Origin of the sequence: Antiquaquibacter metalliresistens, from assembly GCF_029211225.1 — a bacterium.
GTDB lineage: Bacteria > Actinomycetota > Actinomycetes > Actinomycetales > Microbacteriaceae > Rhodoglobus > Rhodoglobus metalliresistens.
On the sequence record NZ_JARGEM010000001.1, the window covers coordinates 485,163 to 503,235 of the forward strand.

The 18,073-nt window shown below is 71.0% G+C and carries 19 protein-coding genes; 15 read left to right on the plus strand and 4 right to left on the minus strand.

What is annotated here, in order from left to right; translation table 11 throughout:
- Window positions 1–16 precede the first annotated feature (16 nt).
- The 3 genes from resB to PYV02_RS02515 are packed head-to-tail and all read left to right on the plus strand — an operon-like array spanning window position 17 to window position 2,872.
- Window positions 17–1,579, plus strand: a complete 1,563-nt coding sequence (gene resB / locus PYV02_RS02505; RefSeq protein WP_275756023.1) for a cytochrome c biogenesis protein ResB — start codon at window positions 17–19, stop codon at window positions 1,577–1,579.
- 10 nt (window positions 1,580–1,589) lie between these two features.
- The gene (gene ccsB, locus PYV02_RS02510) at window positions 1,590–2,522 is read left to right on the plus strand and encodes a c-type cytochrome biogenesis protein CcsB (protein WP_275755860.1); all 933 of its coding nucleotides are present in this window, start codon (window positions 1,590–1,592) and stop codon (window positions 2,520–2,522) included.
- The gene (locus PYV02_RS02515; RefSeq protein WP_275755862.1) at window positions 2,519–2,872 is read left to right on the plus strand and encodes a UBP-type zinc finger domain-containing protein; all 354 of its coding nucleotides are present in this window, start codon (window positions 2,519–2,521) and stop codon (window positions 2,870–2,872) included. Before ccsB ends, PYV02_RS02515 begins: the two co-directional genes overlap by 4 nt.
- Before the next feature lie 4 nt (window positions 2,873–2,876).
- Here the strand turns inward: PYV02_RS02515 and PYV02_RS02520 are convergent, their stop codons facing one another.
- Both PYV02_RS02520 and PYV02_RS02525 read right to left on the minus strand, forming a co-directional pair.
- Window positions 2,877–3,464, minus strand: coding sequence for a hypothetical protein (locus PYV02_RS02520; protein ID WP_275755864.1), 588 nt, complete (start codon window positions 3,462–3,464; stop codon window positions 2,877–2,879).
- A gap of 72 nt (window positions 3,465–3,536) precedes the next feature.
- Complete coding sequence (locus PYV02_RS02525) at window positions 3,537–4,520, minus strand: o-succinylbenzoate synthase (RefSeq protein WP_275755866.1); 984 nt, start codon at window positions 4,518–4,520, stop codon at window positions 3,537–3,539.
- A 41-nt stretch (window positions 4,521–4,561) separates the two neighbouring features.
- On the opposite strand from PYV02_RS02525, the gene PYV02_RS02530 reads away from it, so the two are divergent.
- Genes PYV02_RS02530 through PYV02_RS02545 form a run of 4 tightly spaced genes read left to right on the plus strand, consistent with a single transcriptional unit; the run spans window position 4,562 to window position 7,998 of the window.
- Window positions 4,562–4,975 (plus strand): hypothetical protein, encoded by a 414-nt coding sequence (locus PYV02_RS02530; protein ID WP_275755868.1) that lies wholly within the window; start codon window positions 4,562–4,564, stop codon window positions 4,973–4,975.
- 9 nt (window positions 4,976–4,984) lie between these two features.
- A complete protein-coding gene (locus PYV02_RS02535; RefSeq protein WP_275755870.1) occupies window positions 4,985–5,872 on the plus strand; it encodes a 1,4-dihydroxy-2-naphthoyl-CoA synthase in 888 nt (295 codons plus the stop codon).
- A complete protein-coding gene (locus tag PYV02_RS02540; protein WP_275755872.1) occupies window positions 5,872–6,981 on the plus strand; it encodes an AMP-binding protein in 1,110 nt (369 codons plus the stop codon). The genes PYV02_RS02535 and PYV02_RS02540 overlap by 1 nt, the downstream gene beginning before the upstream one ends.
- A 9-nt stretch (window positions 6,982–6,990) precedes the next feature.
- Window positions 6,991–7,998 carry a 1,4-dihydroxy-2-naphthoate polyprenyltransferase gene (locus PYV02_RS02545; protein WP_420833582.1) on the plus strand — a complete coding sequence of 336 codons (1,008 nt, stop codon included), beginning with the start codon at window positions 6,991–6,993 and terminating at the stop codon, window positions 7,996–7,998.
- A 187-nt stretch (window positions 7,999–8,185) separates the two neighbouring features.
- Here PYV02_RS02545 and PYV02_RS02550 read toward each other — a convergent pair whose 3' ends face one another.
- Entirely contained in the window at window positions 8,186–8,431 is a 246-nt protein-coding gene (locus PYV02_RS02550; protein WP_275755874.1) for a DUF4229 domain-containing protein, read from the minus strand.
- Between the two features lie 41 nt (window positions 8,432–8,472).
- Between PYV02_RS02550 and PYV02_RS02555 the strand changes: the two genes are divergently transcribed.
- The 4 genes from PYV02_RS02555 to PYV02_RS02570 all read left to right on the plus strand — a co-directional run bounded on the left by PYV02_RS02555 (window position 8,473) and on the right by PYV02_RS02570 (window position 11,793).
- Window positions 8,473–8,808: a PLD nuclease N-terminal domain-containing protein gene (locus PYV02_RS02555; RefSeq protein ID WP_275755875.1), complete on the plus strand. Its 336-nt coding sequence runs from the start codon at window positions 8,473–8,475 to the stop codon at window positions 8,806–8,808.
- Window positions 8,786–10,435, plus strand: coding sequence for a 2-succinyl-5-enolpyruvyl-6-hydroxy-3-cyclohexene-1-carboxylic-acid synthase (gene menD / locus PYV02_RS02560; protein WP_275755877.1), 1,650 nt, complete (start codon window positions 8,786–8,788; stop codon window positions 10,433–10,435). The genes PYV02_RS02555 and menD overlap by 23 nt, the downstream gene beginning before the upstream one ends.
- A gap of 9 nt (window positions 10,436–10,444) precedes the next feature.
- On the plus strand, window positions 10,445–11,269 hold the full coding sequence (locus PYV02_RS02565; protein ID WP_275755879.1) for a PPK2 family polyphosphate kinase: 825 nt from the start codon (window positions 10,445–10,447) through the stop codon (window positions 11,267–11,269).
- A 137-nt stretch (window positions 11,270–11,406) separates the two neighbouring features.
- A complete protein-coding gene (locus tag PYV02_RS02570; protein ID WP_275755881.1) occupies window positions 11,407–11,793 on the plus strand; it encodes a LysM peptidoglycan-binding domain-containing protein in 387 nt (128 codons plus the stop codon).
- Window positions 11,794–11,923: 130 nt separating this feature from the next.
- Here the strand turns inward: PYV02_RS02570 and PYV02_RS02575 are convergent, their stop codons facing one another.
- A complete protein-coding gene (locus tag PYV02_RS02575) occupies window positions 11,924–13,135 on the minus strand; it encodes an isochorismate synthase (RefSeq protein ID WP_420833583.1) in 1,212 nt (403 codons plus the stop codon).
- Between the two features lie 133 nt (window positions 13,136–13,268).
- On the opposite strand from PYV02_RS02575, the gene ubiE reads away from it, so the two are divergent.
- Genes ubiE through PYV02_RS02595 form a run of 4 tightly spaced genes read left to right on the plus strand, consistent with a single transcriptional unit; the run spans window position 13,269 to window position 17,902 of the window.
- Window positions 13,269–14,057: a bifunctional demethylmenaquinone methyltransferase/2-methoxy-6-polyprenyl-1,4-benzoquinol methylase UbiE gene (gene ubiE / locus PYV02_RS02580; protein ID WP_275755885.1), complete on the plus strand. Its 789-nt coding sequence runs from the start codon at window positions 13,269–13,271 to the stop codon at window positions 14,055–14,057.
- Window positions 14,054–15,130 carry a polyprenyl synthetase family protein gene (locus PYV02_RS02585; RefSeq protein ID WP_275755887.1) on the plus strand — a complete coding sequence of 359 codons (1,077 nt, stop codon included), beginning with the start codon at window positions 14,054–14,056 and terminating at the stop codon, window positions 15,128–15,130. The genes ubiE and PYV02_RS02585 overlap by 4 nt, the downstream gene beginning before the upstream one ends.
- Window positions 15,131–15,147: 17 nt before the next feature.
- A complete protein-coding gene (locus PYV02_RS02590) occupies window positions 15,148–16,506 on the plus strand; it encodes an FAD-dependent oxidoreductase (protein WP_275755890.1) in 1,359 nt (452 codons plus the stop codon).
- A 34-nt stretch (window positions 16,507–16,540) separates the two neighbouring features.
- Entirely contained in the window at window positions 16,541–17,902 is a 1,362-nt protein-coding gene (locus tag PYV02_RS02595) for an amidohydrolase family protein (protein WP_275755892.1), read from the plus strand.
- Window positions 17,903–18,073: the final 171 nt, after the last annotated feature.

Genomic DNA, 18,073 nt, shown 5'->3' on the forward strand with positions numbered 1-18,073 from the left:
CGTGAACAGCGATCCGATGCGCCCGGGAGATCACTTCGACTCCGACGCGCCGATCAACCAGCCGAAGCTCGGCGCGGTCGGCTACCTGCGGTTCTTCTGGCGGCAACTGACGAGCATGCGCACGGCGCTGTTCCTGCTGCTGCTGCTCGCCATCGCGGCGATCCCCGGTTCCCTCGTGCCGCAGGTCAGCTCCGACCCGAACGGCGTCGTGCAGTACAAGGCCGCCAACCCCGAGCTGTCGGCGGTGCTCGACACCCTCGGCGTGTTCTCCACCTACACCTCGGTGTGGTTCTCGGCGATCTACCTGCTGCTGTTTATCTCGCTGATCGGATGCGTCATCCCGCGCACCAAGCACCACGCGCAGGCGCTGCGTGCCCGGCCGCCCAAGACCCCGGCTCGGCTGTCGCGTCTCGAGGGGTTCACGACGCGCCCGTGGGCGGGGGATGCCGCCACCGCCGTCACGACCGCGACCGCCCTGTTGCGCCGCCAGGGCTACCGGGTGGAGCAGTACGGCGACTCCGTGAGCGCGGAGCGCGGCTACCTGCGCGAGACCGGCAACCTGGTCTTCCACACCGCGCTCATCGGCGTGCTCATCGCCGTCGGCATCGGCGGTGGCTTCGGGTACACCGGTCAGCGCGTGGTCGTCGAGGGCTACGCCTTCGCGAACACGCTCGCGAGCTACGACTCGTTCAATCCGGGCCGGTTCTTCCAGGAATCCGACCTCGAGCCCTACTCGATCGCCCTCGAGCGCTTCGACGCCGTCTACGAGCAGGAGAACATCAACGCGCTCGGCCAGCCGGTGGACTTCACGGCCACCGTCACGACGACGCTGCGCGGCCAGGAGCCGCGCGAGCAGCAGATCAAGGTCAACGAGCCGCTGTCCATCGGCGGCACCCAGGTCTACCTGCTCGGCAACGGGTACGCCCCCGAGCTCATCGTGCGCGACGGTGACGGCGAGGTCGTGTTCTCGGGGCCGACGCCGTTCCTGCCGCAGGACGCCAACCTGTTCAGCCTCGGCGTGATCAAGATCCCGGACGGGCTCGACGAGCAGCTCGGCATCCGCGCCCTGTTCTACCCCAGCGCGGTGCCGACGGCGACGGGCGCCTACGCCTCGAACTTCCCCGACCTCATCAACCCGCTGCTGACCCTCGAGGTCTACACCGGCGACCTCGGCCTCGACGACGGGGTGGCGAGGAACGCGTACTCGCTCAACACCGACGAGCTCACCCAGATCGCCGGCCGGGATGCCGCGGCCCCGACGATCGAGCTGCGCCTCGGCGATCGCGTGGACCTGCCCGACGGCCTCGGCAGCATCGAACTGGCCGGACTGCCGCGTTTCGTCTCCCTCGACGTGCACCACGACGCGGCCCAGGGCTGGGTGCTGCTGTTCGCCGCGCTCTCCCTCGCCGGACTCATCGTGAGCCTGTTCATCCCCCGTCGGCGCATGTGGGTGAAGGCGGTCACCGCCGACGACGGCACGGTCACCCTCGAGTACGCGGGCCTCGCCCGCGGCGACGACCCCGGCCTCGAGGCGGCGGTCGCCGAACTCGCCGACCGGCACGCCGCGGCCAAGGCTTAGGCTGGAAGCCGTGACCGACACCCTCGCCTCCCTCTCCCTCGTCGGCGTCTACTCGGCGATGGGCATCTACGTCATCGCGTTCGTGCTCTTCACCCTCGACCTCTCGCGTCGCACCGTGGCGGTGCCCGCCGCCGAGGTGCGCGGGGTCGTGACATCCGCGGGGTCGACCGCCGTGCTGGAGAAGACCGAGGCGCCGGCTCCCGCGAAGAGCCCCCGTTACCTCCGCGCGGCGTTCGCGCTGACGATCCTCGCCTGGGCGCTGCACGTCGCGGCCGCCGTGCTGCGAGGGGTCGCCGGTGGTCGGGTGCCGTGGGCGAACATGTTCGAGTTCTCGCTCACCGCCACGGCGATCATCGTCGGCGTCTTCCTCGCGGTGCAGTTGTGGCAAGACCTGCGCTTCCTCGGCGCCTTCGTGATCGGCTTCACGATCGTCGCGCTCGGGGTCGCCACCGTGAACTTCTACGTCGACGTCGTGCCGTTGCCGCCGGCCCTGCAGTCGGCGTGGTTGGTCATCCACGTGTTCGTCGCGAGCCTCGCCACCGGGTTCCTCGCACTCGGGGCGGCGCTGTCGATCGTGCAGCTCGTCAAGTCGCGCAGAGCGGGCAGCCCGCGCGCGCTGAAGGCGCTGCCGGATGCCGACAAGCTCGAGCAGACCGCCTACCGCCTCATCGTGGTCGGCTTCGTGTTCTGGACCTTCACCCTCATCGCCGGCTCCATCTGGGCCGAGCGGGCCTGGGGCCGCTACTGGGGCTGGGACACCAAAGAGGTCTGGACCTTCATCGTCTGGGTCATCTACGCCGGCTACATCCACGCCCGGGCGACGCGCGGTTGGCGCGGCGCCCGCTCGGCGTGGCTGGCGATCATCGGCTTCGCCGCCCTCGTGTTCAACTTCACGATCGTCAACCTGTTCTTCAAGGGCCTGCACGCCTACAGCGGCCTATGAGCACTGCCGGTATCGATCCCACCGTGCCGCCGAGCGGCACCGGTTGCGTGGAGTGCGACGAGATCGCCAGCTGGTGGGTGCACCTGCGTCGCTGTGCCGAGTGCGGCCACATCGGCTGCTGCGACGACTCGCTGAACAAGCACGCCACCGCGCACTGGCATGCGACGGGGCATCCCATCATCCGCACGTTCGAGCCGAACGAGGACTGGTTCTGGGATTACGCGACCAACCAGTACTACGACGGCCCGGCGCTCGCGCCGCCGGAGCACCACCCGCTCGACCAGTCCGTGCCCGGTCCCGCCGAGCGGTTGCCCGCGGACTGGCAGGAGCTGCTCGAGGCCCAGCGCTAGTCGCTCAGCGCGTGAGCTGGATCGGCACCCGGCCGTAGCCGGTGTCGAACTGGATGAGCGGGCCGTCGGCGGTGCACTCGTAGGGTGCCGAGTTGATCGGCGCGCTCGAGAGGATCTCGCCGAAGAGCTCGCTGCCGTCGGTGACGACTCCACCCACATCCACGGTCAGGGCGACATCGCTCGCCTCGTGGGAGGTGACGATCGTGCCGTCGTCTGCGGTGTAGTCGCCGGCGATCGAACCGGTGATCACGCCGCGGCCCGAGACGCCGGCGAAGTCGAGCACGAGCTCGAAGTCGGGGGTGTACCGGTAGGCGGACCCGTCGAAACCGAGGCCAGTGCCGCCCTCGATGGTGAACGCGGCCCCGCCGCTGCCGACGGAGACGGCGTCGTAGAAGGCCTGCATCTGGTCCTGCTCGATGCGCCAGTCCCCGACGAGGCATTCCGGCCCGGTCGCGGGGGTCTCGACCTCCGCCTCGGCCGTCGGGCCCGTCGAGGCCGATCCGTCCGGCGTCGGCTCGGTCGCGCATCCCGCAAGGGCGAGCGCTGCGCCTGCCGCGGCGAGCAAGGTGATGGTGCGTGATGGGATGCGCAACGGAACTCCTCAAGGTCGCGAACGTGTGCCGCCAGGGTAGCGTCCGGGGTGCGCGACGGGCGTGAGTGGGATCTACTCAGCCTCGAGCACCGCGAAGCAGCGCTCGAGCCGCGCGAGCCACCACCGGGTGCGATCCGCGGTGGCCGCGTGTGCCTCGAGCAGGTGCTCGGTGGGGGTCACTCGGCGCACCTCGATGGCGCCGTCGAAGGGGATGAGCGGCTCGTCGGTCACGTCCACCGCGAGCAGGGACGCCGTCGCCAGTCCGCAGTCGTAGTCGAGCTGCGGGATCGCGGCGGCCAGGTGCAGGCCCATCGAGATGCCGACGGAGGTGTCGAGGGCGCTCGAGACGACGACGGGGAGACCTGCATCCCCGACGATGCGCAGCGCCGCCGTGATGCCGCCGAGCGGCTGCGCCTTGATCACGAGGATGTCGGCGGCGCCCGCCCGCGCGACCGCCAGGGGATCCTCGGCCTTGCGCACGCTCTCGTCGGCGGCGATCGGCACGCCCATGTAGTGCACGCGCTCGCGCAGCTCGGCGAGCTCGGGCACGCTCGCGCACGGCTGCTCGACGTACTCGAGGTCGTACTCGGCGAGGGCGTGGATGGCGCGCTCGGCCTCGTCCACGGTCCACGCGCCGTTGGCGTCGATGCGGATGCGGCCCTCCGGCCCCAGGATCGCGCGCACCGCCGCGATGCGCTCGACATCGTCGCCGAGGCGCTGACCGGGATCGGCGACCTTGACCTTGACGGTGCGGCATCCCGGGAATCGGGCGAGCACCCCGGGTACGTCACCGAGCTCGACCGCCGGCAGGGTGGCGTTCACTCGCACGCTCTCGCGCAGCAGCGGGTGCTCGGGGCCCCAGCCGAAGTCGATCGCCGCCGCGAGCCAGTGCGCCGCCTCCTCGTCGAGGTATTCGGTGAACGGGGAGAACTCGGTCCAGCCGTTCGGCCCCTCGATGAGCACGGCCTCGCGCAGGTCCACCCCGCGAAAGCGCGAGGTCAGCGGCAGCGACACCACGCGGGCGGTCGCGAGCAGGTCATCGACGGTGGGGAGCATCTGCCCAGTCTGACAACATCCCGTCGATTAGGGTGAGGGTCGTGGAGAGTCCGGGCCAGATCGAGCACGTGCCGCTCAAGGTCGTGCCGATGTACGTCGAGGGCGAGAACCCCGATCTCGAGGATGCCGACGAGACCGAGCCCCCAGAACTTCCGGGCGTCGTCGCGCGGGTCCGCACCCCGTGGGTGGGGCGCGGCGCGCTCGCGCTCGCCGTCGCCACCGCGGTCGTGCACGGCATCGCGGTGTCCGTCGCCGGCGACGGCGACCCGGTCACCGGCACGGTGCTCGCCTACGTCGCGATCGGCCTGAGCATCGCCGCCGTCCTCGGCGGGCTCGTCGCGGTGATCGCGGGCTTCGGTCGCCGCACGGGTGCCGCCGCCATCGTGCTCGGGGTGTTCGCGAACCCGGTCGTGCTGCTGACCGTGCTGAGCTGGGTGCAGGCGGTCGCCTCGTAGGCTGGGGCCATGGCATCCCCCTCACCGCTGTTCGACGCCGACCTGTGGCGCGCGGTCGACGGCTTCGGCGAACTGACCGACATCACCTACCACCACGACGTCGCCGGCCGCGTCGCCCGCGTGGCCTTCGATCGCCCCGAGGTGCGCAACGCCTTCCGGCCGCACACCGTCGACGAGCTCTACCGGGCCCTGGATGATGCGCGCCAGAACCCGCGCATCGGCGTGGTGCTGCTCACCGGCAACGGGCCCAGCCCCAAGGACGGCGGCTGGGCGTTCTGTTCCGGGGGCGACCAACGCATCCGCGGTCGGGACGGGTACCAGTACGAGGACGGTTCTGTCGCCAGCGGCAGGCTGCACATCCTGGAGGTGCAGCGGCTCATCCGCTTCATGCCGAAGGTCGTCATCGCGGTCGTGCCCGGGTGGGCGGCCGGCGGCGGTCACTCGCTGCACGTGGTGTGCGACCTGACGATCGCAAGCCGTGAGCACGCCCGGTTCAAGCAGACGGATGCCGACGTCGGCTCCTTCGACGGCGGCTACGGCAGCGCCTACCTCGCCCGGCAGGTGGGGCAGAAGGTCGCTCGCGAGATCTTCTTCCTCGCCCAGGAGTACGACGCCGCGCGCGCGTACGAGATGGGGGCGATCAACGCCGCCGTGCCGCACGCCGAGCTCGAGACCACGGCCTACGCGTGGGCGACCACGATCATGGGCAAGTCGCCGACCGCGATCCGCATGCTGAAGTTCGCGTTCAATGCGCTCGACGACGGCCTGGTCGGCCAGCAGGTGTTCGCGGGGGAGGCCACCCGGCTCGCCTACGGCACCGACGAGGCCGTCGAGGGTCGGGATTCGTTCCTCCAGAAGCGCGAACCGGACTGGTCGCCCTTCCCCTGGCAGTACTGATGACCCGCCCGCTCGCCGTCGTCGACTCGCGGGACGTGCCCGCGGTGCTCGAGGGACTGCGGGCGGCGCTCTCCGGCGACGGTCCGGCGATCATGCCGCACCCGGGCACACCGCACGGGCTGCCGCCGGTGGTCGAACGGCGGGTCGCCGTCGTGGTCGAGACGAGCGGGTCCACCGGGCGGCCGAAGCGGGTGGCGCTGTCCGGTGACGCGCTGTTGGCGAGTGCCGCGGCATCCGATTCGCAACTCGGCGGACCGGGGCAGTGGCTGCTGGCCTTGCCCGCGCACTACATCGCGGGCATCAACGTGCTCGTGCGCTCGCTCGCGGCGCAGACCGAGCCCGCGATCATGGACCCCGAGGGGTTCACGCCCGAGCGGTTCGCGCTCGCCGCCGCCGATCTCGGTGCCGAGCGCTGGTTCACCTCCCTCGTGCCCGTGCAGCTCGCGCGGCTGATCGAGGACGACACCGTGCTGGAGCTGCTGCGGCGCTTCGACCGCATCCTGGTGGGCGGGCAGGCGGTGCCCGTGCCGTTGGCCGCGCGCGCCCTGGAACTCGGCCTCTCGGTCACCCGCACCTACGGCTCGAGCGAGACCTCCGGCGGCTGTGTGTGGGACGGCGCGCCGATCGGCGACACCGAGGTACGCATCGTCGACGGTCGCGTCGAACTCGCCGGCAGCGTGCTCGCCGAGGGCTACCTCGACGACCCGGGGCGCACCGCGCTCGCCTTCCCGCAGCGCGACGGCCGCCGCTGGTACCGCACGGATGACACGGGCGAGCTGGTCGACGGCGCGCTGCGGGTCACCGGCCGCGCCGACGACGTGATCGTCTCGGGTGGGGTGAAGGTGTCGCTGGCCGAGGTGGAACTCGCGGTGCGCGGCATCCCGGGCCTCGCCGAGGCGGTCGTCGTCGCGGTGCCGCACCCGCAGTGGGGCGAGGTGCCCGTCGTCGTCGCCACGAACTCGCCGCCGCTCGAGACGGTTCGGGATGCCGTCGCCGCCGCCCTCGGCCCGGCCGCCGCCCCGAACCGGGTGCTGCTGCTCGACACGATCCCGACGCTCGCCTCCGGCAAACCAGACCGCCTCACGATCGCGGCCCTCGCGCTCGGCTAGGCTCTCCGCGTGGCACGGCAACAGCGCATCGACCCAGCATCAGTCCCCGCGCCCCGCAAGGCGCCCGCCAAGAAGAGCAAGAAGCGCAGCGGCCGCCCGGGTGGCAGACCCGGCGCGGTGCAGGTGAGGAAGGCGACCCTCGGCGACTGGATCGGCGGAGCGCGCCTGCTCACCCTGCCGTTGTCGATCGCGCCGGTCGCGATCGGTGCCGCATCCGCCTACATCCTTCGGCCGGATGACGCGGGCCCGCTGTGGGGCCTCTGGCGCACCCTCCTCGCCCTCGCCGTCGCCGTCGGGCTGCAGATCGGCGTCAACTACGCCAACGACTATTCGGACGGCGTGCGCGGCACCGACGCCTATCGCGTCGGACCGAGTCGACTGACCGGGTCCGGTGCGGCGAAGCCGCGCGCCGTGCTCGCGGTCGCCCTGGTGTTCTTCGCGCTCGCGGCCGCCGCAGGGGTCGTGCTCGTCATCGTCACGCAGCACTGGTGGCTGCTCGCCGTCGGTGCCGTGGCGATCCTCGCCGGCTGGTTCTACACCGGTGGCAAGCGGCCGTACGGCTACTACGGCCTGGGCGAGCTGTTCGTCTTCGTGTTCTTCGGCATCGTCGCCACCGCCGGCACCACGTTCGTGCTCGTCGGCACGGTCAACATCGAGAGCTGGCTCGGCGGGGTCGCCACCGGCCTGCTGGCCTGCGCCGCGCTCATGATCAACAATGTGCGCGACCGTGAGCAGGACGCGCTCGCCGGCAAGCGCACCCTCGCCGTGCTCATGGGCGACCGCGCCTCGCGCATCGCCTACGTCGTGCTGCTGCTGGTGCCGTTCGGCGTGCTCGCGTTCTATGTGCTGTTCTACGCCAACGCCTATCTCGTGTACTTCGCCCTGCTCGCGGCGCTGCCCGCCGCGCTCATCGCGATCACCGCGAAGAGCGGCCGCGAGTTCGTCGTCGCGCTGCGACTGACCGGGCTCACCGCGCTGGCCTACGGCCTCGGGCTGGGCTGGGCGATCGCGTTCTGAGGGGACTGATCTCGACGTCCGCCACCCGACCGAGCCGAACGCGCCGTGGGCTGGTGGAAACGTTCGGGAGTTCAAGGACAATGTCCTTGAACTCCCGAGTCTGCCGGGAGGTGGGCTTGAGCCCAGCGGCTTGAGCCCAGGGATCGGGGGCCCGGCGACCTGAGGCGTACGGAGAACGGGCGGCGCGTCAGCGCTCCTCGACGCGGTCCTCCACGGCGGCGTCGGAGTCGGTGGGCGGCGCGGCCCGGCGCTCGGCGATGTCGCGGGCGACGGCATCCCGAAGCCTGCCGAAGAAGATGTAGGCCACGCACAGGCCGATCACCGCGGCGACGATCGCAGAGAGCCACCACGGCATCGGCGTGAGCAGCAGCAGGGCGAAGACCACGGCGAAGAGTCCGACGCGCACGAGACTGTAGAGCACCCAGGCTTTCACCTGCCCAGTGTAGGCACGGGTTGGCGACCTAGAATCGACACATGGCCCGTCTGTTCGTGATCGTCCCCTTCCTGGTGGTCGCGCTCGACGTGTTCGCGATCGTCGATCTGGCGCTCATCGACCCGCGTCGGGTGCGCACGCTCAACAAGTTCGTCTGGGTGCTCATCATCCTGCTGCTGCCCGTCGTGGGCGCTCTGCTGTGGTTCCTCGTCGGCCGTGAGCGGCGCGACGCCGGAGGCTCCCGCCGCACGGTCGCCCCCGACGACGACCCCGCGTTCCTGCGCAACCTGAGCACGCAGGGTGACCAGGAGGAGCGCATCCGCCGCCTCGAGCAGGAGCTTGCCGAGCTCGACGATGACCCGCCGACCAGCAACTGAGTCGCCGGCGACCGACTTCGCCGTCGCTCTGCTCGACGAGTTCGTGCGCCTCGGAGTGCGCGACATCGTGCTCGGCCCCGGGTCGCGTTCGCAGGCCCTCGCCCTCGCCGCCGCCGAGTTCGAACGACTCGGTCTGGTGCGGTTGCGCGTGCGCGTCGATGAGCGCGTCGGCGGGTTCCTCGCGCTCGGACTGGCGGTCGAGACCGGTCGCCCCGTGATCGTCATCACGACCTCGGGCACCGCGGTCGCCAACCTGCACCCGGCCGTGCTCGAGGCGTATCACTCCGGTGTGCCCCTCATCGTCGTCACCGCCGACCGGCCGGAGTCGCTGCGCGGGGTCGGTTCCAACCAGACCACCAACCAGCCGGGCATCTTCGGCTCCGCCGTGCGGCACAGCTGGGATGTCGGTGCCCCCACCGGCGCGCCCGGCGAGACGGATGCCGCGACCGCCCTGGCCCGGGATGCTCTGGCCGCGGCATCCGGCCCCGTGCACCTCAACCTCGCCTTTGCGGAGCCCCTCTCCGCGCCGCTGAGCCTGGATGCGCCCACGTCGGCCCCCGGTGAGGCACCGATCCCGGCGACGACGGACGCGCGCTCGCTGACCATCGCGCCCGCACCAGGCACGATCGTGGTCGCGGGCACGGGGGCGGGTGAGCGCGCCGAATCCCTCGCCCGCGAGCTCGGCGCACCGCTGATCGCCGAGGTCGCCAGCGGCGCCCACTTCGGCCCCAACCTGGTCGTCGCCTACCGTGCGCTGCTCGCCATCCCCGAGTTCTCGGATGCGGTCGACCGCGTCATCGTGCTCGGTCACCCGACCCTGTCCCGCGAGGTTCCCGCGCTCATCCAGCGCGACGGCGTCGAGACCATCGTGGTGCGCGGACGCGACGCCGAGGACTACAACCCGGGGCACGCCGTCGCCGAGTTCGTGGATGCCCTGGTGGTCGAGGGCGACCCCGCGCCGCGTTCCTGGGCGGGACCGTGGATCGCGGCATCCCGCGAGCTCATCGCCTCGCCCGAGCACGGCCCGGATGTGGCCGCGGAGCTCGGCGCCCACGTGCGCTCCGAGCTCGCCGCGGTGCGCCAGCCCGTCACGCGGCGCTCCCTCGTCGAGGCGGTGTGGCGGGCGACCTGGCCGCACGATCGGCTCGTGGTCGGGGCATCCCGACTGATCCGGGAGATGGACAAGGTCGTCACCGGCAAGAAGATCCCGGTGCACGCCAACCGGGGGCTCGCCGGCATCGACGGCACCATCTCCACCGCGCTCGGCATCGCCCTCGCGAGCCAGGACGGCGAAGCGAAGGGCACCACGCGCGTGCTGCTCGGGGATCTCGCGCTGTTGCACGACGCCGGCGCGCTGCTGTTCGGGGCGGGAGAGGTCAGGCCGCGCATCCAGGTGATCGTCGGTAACGACGGGGGAGGCACGATCTTCGACGGGCTCGAGGTCGCGCGCTCGGCGGGTCCCGCGTTCGACCGGGTGCTGCTGACGCGGCAGGAGTTCGACCTTCAGGCGCTCGCCGCGGCCTACGGGTGGCAGTACGTGCGGGTCGAGAACCGGGGGGCGCTCGACCAGGCGCTCACGGCATCCCTCGTCCCCACGATCGTGGAAGTGCCGCTGCCCCGCGAGTAGCGTGAACGCATGAGCGAACTCGCGCCGGTCGGCGAAGGCTTCGTGCTCGCCGACGTCGACCCGTCATCCACGCCCGGGTTCACCGGTGACAAGGACGCCGCGGGGGCCGAACTGCAGGCCACGGCGCTGACCCTCGGTGCACTGCAGGAGCGCCTCTACGCGGAGAGCAAGTTCGGCGGGCAGCGCCGCGTGCTGCTCGTGCTGCAGGCGATGGATACCGCGGGCAAGGGCGGCATCATCCGGCACGTGGTCGGCGGCGTCGACCCGCAGGGCGTGCACATCCACGCCTTCAAGGCGCCGACCGACGAGGAGAAGGCGCACGACTTCCTCTGGCGGGTGCGCCGCGAGCTGCCCGAACCGGGCATCATCGGCGTCTTCGACCGCTCCCACTACGAGGACGTGCTCATCCACCGCGTGCGCGGCTTCTCGGCGCCCGAGGTGATCGAGCAGCGCTACGGCCTGATCCGCGAGTTCGAGCGGGAGATCGTGGATGACGCCACCACCCTCATCAAGGTGATGCTGCACATCTCGCCCGAGGAGCAGAAGGCGCGTCTCGCCGAGCGCCTCGAGCGCGCCGACAAGCACTGGAAGTTCAACCCCGGCGACATCGACGAGCGCGAGCGGTGGCACGACTACATGGCGGCGTACCAGATCGCCCTCGAGCGCACGTCGACCCCGGATGCCCCGTGGTACGTCATTCCCGCCGACAGCAAGTGGTACGCCCGTTGGGCCGTGCAGAGGCTGCTGCTCGACGCCCTGCGGCGTCTCGACCCGCAGTGGCCGGAGGCGGACTACGACGTCGCGGAGCAGCAGCGGCGGCTCGCCGCGAGTTGAGGGTCGAGCATCCACTGATCGAGCGGAGCCGGGATCGTGGGGCCGCGCGGATGTCGATCCGGCTTCCCGCCCATGGATGCCCGCCGAACCCCGGAAGCCGGATCGACATCCCCGCTCCCGTTGCCTAGGCTCGAGACATGAGGGGTGCTCTCGTTGTCGCCGTTGGGCTCATCGTGGCGGGGCTCGCGGGGTGCGGTGCGCAGCCCGATCCCGCGCCGACACAGCCGACGGAACCGACGCCGACCGCCTCGGCGACCGCCCGGCCCGAGCCGAGTCTCGGGGTGACCGACTCCGGGCCACGCAAGGGCGCGATGGGCGAAGTCACGACCGACGCCGACGGCGTGCCGCTGACCTACACGGTGGTCGAGGGAGACACGCCGGACGAGATCCGGATGCGGTTTGACATCTGGTGGGACCAGCTCGTCGGCCCGGACGGCGAGCGCCTGAACAGCCCGCTCATCTATCCCGGCGACGTGCTCACGTTCACCGGCTCGCGCGAGGCTCGGGAGACCGAACACCCCTGAACGGTCCTCGGCGCCCGCCGGGCTCGTCGAGTGTGCAGTTTCTGCGGGTGCCAGCTCGCGCGACCCGCAGAAACTACACACTCGACGGCGCGGGAGCGGCAGGGAGACGGGTGATCGAACCGGGTCGAGGTCAGCCGAACGCGTCGACGATCGGGCGGAACTTCAGCGCCGTCTCCTCGAGCTCGGTGTCGGGGTCGGAGCCCGCGACGATGCCCGCGCCCGCGTAGGCGTGCACGGTGCCGTCCTCGGTGACCTGGGCGCAGCGCAGCGCGATCGCCCACTCCCCGTCTCCGGCGGCGTCCACCCAGCCCACGGGGCCGGCGTAGCGGCCTCGGTCGAAGGGCTCGAGCTCGCGGATGAGGGCGGTCGCCGCATCCGTCGGCGCACCGGCGACCGCGGCGGTGGGGTGCAGGGCCGCGACGAGGTCGAGCGCGCTGGAGCCGTCGGCGAGCGCGCCGGTCACGTCGCTGGCCAGGTGCCAGAGGTTGGGCAGCTTCAGCGCGAACGCGGCGGCGCTCGCCGAGAGCGCCGAGGTGTGCGGGCGCAGCGCGTCGAGCACGCTCTGCAGCGCGAAGTCGTGCTCGCCGAGGTCTTTGGCGGAGTGCACGAGGGCCTCGGCCGCAGCGGCGTCGGCATCGGCGTCCTCGCCGCGGGCGGAGCTGCCGGCGAGCACCCGCGCGTCGACGATGCCGCCCTCGGAGCGCACGAGCGTCTCCGGGCTTGAGCCGATGAGCCCCTCGACCGCGTAGGTGAAGGTCTGGCGGTAGCTTCGCGAGAGGTGGGTGATCGCGCGACGCAGGTCGGCATCCGGCGCGATGTGGCCGATGAGGTCGCGAGCGAGCACGACCTTGCTCACGGTGCCGTCGGCAATGCGCTCGAGGGCGGTGCGCACCGCCGCGGTGAACACGCTGCGGGTCATCTGCCCGTGCAGCATGCGGGCACGGTACTCGGGTCCGGATGCCGCGACCCTGAGCTCGTCGTCGGCGCCGTCCACCCGCGTGACGAAGCACGTGCCATCGCGCCGGCCGACGATCACGCGGGGCACGATCAGCACGCTGGAGGCCTCGGAGTCGGGCGCGAAGGTGAAGCTGCCGAAGGCCACGAGACCGGAGCCCGGCAGGTTCACGCCATCGGCGACGTCGGCTGCCGCCGCGAGTTCCCGCCACGCGCGGGCCGCCTGCACGATGCGGTCGGGGCCGCGGAACTCCAGCCGCACCGCGTCGCCGAAACCGATGATGCCATCGCCGTCGCGCACGAAGGCGAGCGGATGATGCGGCTCGAGCAACGGGACGAGGGCCCCGACATCGGGGACCACGGAGCTCACGACCCTCACATCGCCCACCCTACCCCCGCCCGCCGAACGTCGGTGCCGGGTGGTCACCGCACCGCGTCGAAGCCCGTGTGCGACGGATGCCGCACCCGAGGTCGAGGGAGGCCGCCAAGTGCCCGGCGGCGCGCGACCCTAGACTGGACGGGTGAGCAGGGCGGACATGGAGAAGGACCCGGACGAGGTCGCCGGCATGTTCGACGGCGTCGCCCGGCACTACGACCGAACCAACACGGTGCTCTCGGCCGGCAACGCGATCCTCTGGCGTATGGCCATGGTGCGCGCGGTCGCGCCCGTCGCGGGTGAGCGCATCCTCGACGTCGCCGCGGGCACGGGCACCTCGTCAGTCGCCTTGGCGCGCAGCGGTGCTCGCGTGGTGGCGGTCGACTTCTCGGCCGGGATGATCGAAGAGGGCCGCAGGCGGCACAAGAACATCGAGTTCATCCAGGCGGATGCCGAGAAGCTGCCGTTCGGTGACAACGAGTTCGACGCCGTCGCCATCAGCTTCGGGTTGCGCAACATCGCCGACCCCAAGGCCGCGCTCTCCGAGATGTACCGCGTGCTCAAGCCCGGCGGTCGTCTCGTGGTGTGCGAGTTCTCGAAGCCGCCCGTCGCGATCCTGCGCGCCGGCTACTGGACCTATCTGCGCCACGTGATGCCGGTCGTCGCCGACCGCGTGAGCTCCAACCCCGAGGCCTACAAGTACCTCGCCGAGTCGATCCAGGAATGGCCCGACCAGGGCGAGCTCAGCCAGTGGCTGCGCGGCGCGGGCTTCATCCGCGTGGCGTACCGCAACCTCACCGCCGGGATCGTGGCGCTGCACCGCGGTCGCAAGCCGTCGGATGCGACCGTGCTGGCATCCGTCGCCAAGCGCAAGCTCGCGACCCAGCCCATCACGACCGTCCGCTCCGCGAAGAGTCCGAAGAGCACTGCATGAAGGCCACGCCCCCGCTCGCGCGGCGCAGCAACACCCTGAGCTCGTCGCTGGGTCTCGGCGAGAAGCTCTTCGCCTCGAGCGATGAGCGCCGGTTCGCCGAGGCGATCGAACAGGGTCTGGAACGCGTCGAGGCCGGACTGGCCGCCGAGGTGTCGTTCGCCGATGACATCGTCGACGTCACCACCCGCTACCTGCTGGATGCCGGGGGCAAGCGCGTGCGCCCCGTGTTGACCCTGCTCACCGCCCAGCTCGGCGACGGCAACAACGACCAGGTCATCTCGGCGGCGATCGCGATCGAGATCACCCACCTCGCCTCGCTGTACCACGACGACGTGATGGACGAGGCGCAGATGCGTCGCGGCGTGCCCAGCGCGCAGACGGTGTGGGGCAACTCCGTCGCCATTCTCGCGGGCGACCTACTGTTCGCCCGCGCGAGCAAGATCGGCGTCGAGCTCGGCGGTCGTGTGCTCGCCCTGCAGGCGGCCACCTTCGAGCGCCTCGTGCTGGGGCAGCTGCACGAGACGATCGGTCCGCGCGACGATGAGGATCCGATCGAGCACTACCTGCAGGTGCTCGCCGACAAGACCGGTTCGCTCATCGCCTCGGCCGCCCAGATGGGTGTGATCTTCTCGAACGCTCCGGAGCAGTACCGCGACCCCGTGCGGCTGTTCGGCGAGCGCATCGGCGTCGCCTTCCAGCTCATCGACGACGTCATCGACCTGTCGTCGCGTCCGGATGACACGGGCAAGGTCCCCGGCACCGACCTGCGCAGCGGGGTGGCGACGCTGCCGCTGCTGTACCTGCGCCGCCTGGCCCGCACCGACGCGGACGCCGCCGCACTGCTGCTGCGCATCGATCGTGACGTGAGTGCGAGCGCGGCCGGTGAGGCCGATGACGAGGAACTGCAGGCGGCGATCGCGGAGTTGCGCGAGCATCCGGTCACCCAGCAGACCCTCGATGAGGCGCACCGGTGGTCCCGCGAGGCGGTCGAGGCGCTCGCCCCGCTGCCGACCGGCCCGGTGAAGAAGGCGCTGACGCGCTTCGCCGAGACCATCGTCGACCGCAGCAGTTGAGTATTGGAGAACACCCCGTGACGAAGCTTCGACTGGCGATCGTCGGCGCCGGACCCGCCGGCATCTACGCCGCCGACATCCTGCTGAAGGCGGAGAAGCAGTTCGAGGCGTCCATCGACCTCTTCGAGCAACTGCCCGCGCCGTACGGACTGGTGCGCTACGGCGTCGCCCCCGACCATCCGCGCATCAAGGGCATCATCACCGCGCTCAAGGACGTGCTCGACTCAGGTCGCATCCGCATCTTCGGCAACGTGCGCTACGGCCGCGACATCACGCTCGACGACCTCAAGCGCCACTACAACGCCGTGATCTTCTCGACCGGAGCGATTCGGGATGCCGCGCTGAACATCCCCGGCATCGAACTGCCTGGCAGCTACGGCGCGGCGGACTTCGTCAGCTGGTACGACGGGCACCCGGACGTGCCGCGCGAGTGGCCGCTGGAGGCGTCGTCGGTCGCGGTGATCGGCAACGGCAACGTCGCCCTCGATGTCGCCCGCATGCTCGCCAAGCACGCCGACGATCTGCTGCCGACCGAGATTCCGGACAACGTCTACCGCGTGCTCAAGACCAGCCCGGTCACCGACGTGCACGTGTTCGGGCGGCGCGGTCCGGCCCAGGTGAAGTTCTCGCCGCTGGAGCTGCGCGAACTCGGCGAGCTCGACGACGTCGACATGATCCTCTACGACGAGGACTTCGACTACGACGAGGCCTCGAAGAACGCGATCGCCAGCAACAAGCAGGTGATGGTGATCGACAAGGTGCTGAACCAGTGGCGCGCGCGCGAGACCGGTTCGGCATCCCGCCGCCTGCATCTGCACTTCTACGCCAAACCGCTCGAGGTGCTCGGCGATGGCAAGGTCGAGGCGTTCCGGTGGGAGCGCACCGAGCCGGACGGTGAGGGCGGCGTGCGAGGCACCGGCGAGATCCGCGAGCTGCCGATTCAGGCGATCTACCGTGCGGTCGGGTACTTCGGGTCGCCCCTGGAGGGGATTCCGTTCGATGAGCGGCGCGGGGTCATCCCGAACCGTGAGGGCATGGTGATCGACGACGCCGACGAGCCCGTGAACGGCGTGTACGCGACCGGCTGGATCAAGCGCGGCCCGGTTGGCCTCATCGGCCACACCAAGTCCGACGCCATGGAGACGATCCGCAACGTGATCAACGACCAGGCCAACTGGTGGAACCCCGAGCGTCCCGACGAGGAGTCGATCCAGGAGCTGCTCGCCGAGCGGGGCATCGAGTACACGAACCTCGACGGCTGGCACAACCTCGACGAGCACGAGATCGCGCTCGGTGAGGCGGTCGGCCGCGCCCGGATCAAGGTCGTGCCGCGCGAGGAGATGGTCGCGATCTCGAACGGTCGCGCCGAGCGGTAACGTCGCCGACACACGAGCCGGGCATGATGACGGCATGCTGCTGATCGTCAACGCCAACCTGATCACGATGGCCGACGGCGCCGCCGACGTGCTGCCGGAGGGCTGGATGCTCGTCGGCGACGACGGCGTCATCGTCTCCACCGGGTCCGGCACACCGCCGGCCACCGACGACGAGGTGCTCGACGTCGCGGGGGCCTTCGTCGCGCCCGGGTTCGTCTCCAGCCACAGCCACCTGTTCACGAGCGCCACACGGGGCCTGGGGGTCGACCAGACGCTCTACGGATGGTGCGACTCGATGCTCGGCTTCTTCAACCACACCACCCCCGAGCAGATGTACTGGTCGACGGTGCACGGCTCGCTCGACTTCCTGAGCAACGGCGTGACGACGGCCTTCGACTTCACCAACCCGCGCCTGCCGTGGGAGACGATGATCGACGGACAGCGTTCCGGCGTCGGCGAGGTGCGCTCGCTCGAGTACCTCACGCGGCAGGCCGACGCGAAGGCGGACGCAGGCATCCGCTACGTCAACGCCCTGCCGATGGATGTCACGGTCGGCACCGACGACGAGATCTTCGAGCGTCTGGCCGCCGCCGTCGCGCACGACGACGCCGCCGACCAGAGCCTGCGCCTGCGGTCGGCGATCTTCGGCGCGGTGCAGTGGTCGCCGCGCCGGGATACCGCCGAGCTCGAGGTCGAGGCCATGCGTCGGTTCGGGCTCGTCAACCAGGCCCACTTCCTCGAGACCCGGGAGGAGGTCGAACTGCAGCGCAGCAAGTTCGCCTGGTACGACGAGGCGGGCGCGCTCGGGCCCGACCTCGTGTTCGGGCACTTCATCCAGACCACGGCCGAGATCATCGACCGCGCCGCCGAGGCGGGTTCCGGCATGTCGTGGCAGCCGGCCTCGAACGGACGCCTCGCGAGCGGTATCGCCGACATCCCACGGATGCGCGAGCGCGGCATGACGATCGGCGTCGGCCTCGACGACCAGGCGTGCACCGACATCTCCGACCCGTGGCAGAACATGCGCATCGGCATCTACCAGCAGCGGGCCGCGACCGGCGACCCGCGCACGATGATGCCCGCGGACATGCTGCGGATGCACACCCTCGGTTCCGCGCGCGTGCTCGGCATCGACGACCGGGTCGGCAGCCTCGAGCCCGGCAAGTACGCCGACTTCGTGGTCGTGAACCCGCGCTCGCCCGATATCGGGCCGCTGTGGCATCCCATCGACAGCTACGTGCTCGCGTGCGGGCTCCGCAACCTCAAGCAGGTCTACGTCGGCGGCCGGCTCGTCAACGACCGGGGCGAATCGACGAACCCGCTCGCCGCGGAGGCGAGCGCGAAGCTGCACGAGCAACTGCCCGCGCTCGCCGCGCGCGTGGGTTGGCCCGCCTGAGCGGTCGCGAGGTCTTCTAGGTGGCCCGCCCGCGTACCCCCGCGGCCCGCTCCCGCGCGACCCGCCCGCTTACCCACTCCTCGCCCGCCCGCCCGTCCACATCGGCGCGACACCGCGTGCGCGCGGGTCGCTGAGCGCAGAGAAGCGCCGACCCGGCCCCCGCCGCAGACT

Coding starts and splice junctions, on each gene's coding strand:
- PYV02_RS02555 (WP_275755875.1), top strand. CDS start 8,473: ATGGCCCGTCTGTTCGTGATCGTCCCCTTCCTGGTGGTCGCGCTCGAC.
- PYV02_RS02535 (WP_275755870.1), top strand. CDS start 4,985: ATGGCATCCCCCTCACCGCTGTTCGACGCCGACCTGTGGCGCGCGGTC.
- PYV02_RS02540 (WP_275755872.1), top strand. CDS start 5,872: ATGACCCGCCCGCTCGCCGTCGTCGACTCGCGGGACGTGCCCGCGGTG.
- resB (WP_275756023.1), top strand. CDS start 17: ATGCGCCCGGGAGATCACTTCGACTCCGACGCGCCGATCAACCAGCCG.
- PYV02_RS02565 (WP_275755879.1), top strand. CDS start 10,445: ATGAGCGAACTCGCGCCGGTCGGCGAAGGCTTCGTGCTCGCCGACGTC.
- menD (WP_275755877.1), top strand. CDS start 8,786: ATGACCCGCCGACCAGCAACTGAGTCGCCGGCGACCGACTTCGCCGTC.
- PYV02_RS02515 (WP_275755862.1), top strand. CDS start 2,519: ATGAGCACTGCCGGTATCGATCCCACCGTGCCGCCGAGCGGCACCGGT.
- PYV02_RS02585 (WP_275755887.1), top strand. CDS start 14,054: ATGAAGGCCACGCCCCCGCTCGCGCGGCGCAGCAACACCCTGAGCTCG.
- PYV02_RS02595 (WP_275755892.1), top strand. CDS start 16,541: ATGCTGCTGATCGTCAACGCCAACCTGATCACGATGGCCGACGGCGCC.
- PYV02_RS02525 (WP_275755866.1), bottom strand. CDS start 4,520: ATGCTCCCCACCGTCGATGACCTGCTCGCGACCGCCCGCGTGGTGTCG.
- PYV02_RS02570 (WP_275755881.1), top strand. CDS start 11,407: ATGAGGGGTGCTCTCGTTGTCGCCGTTGGGCTCATCGTGGCGGGGCTC.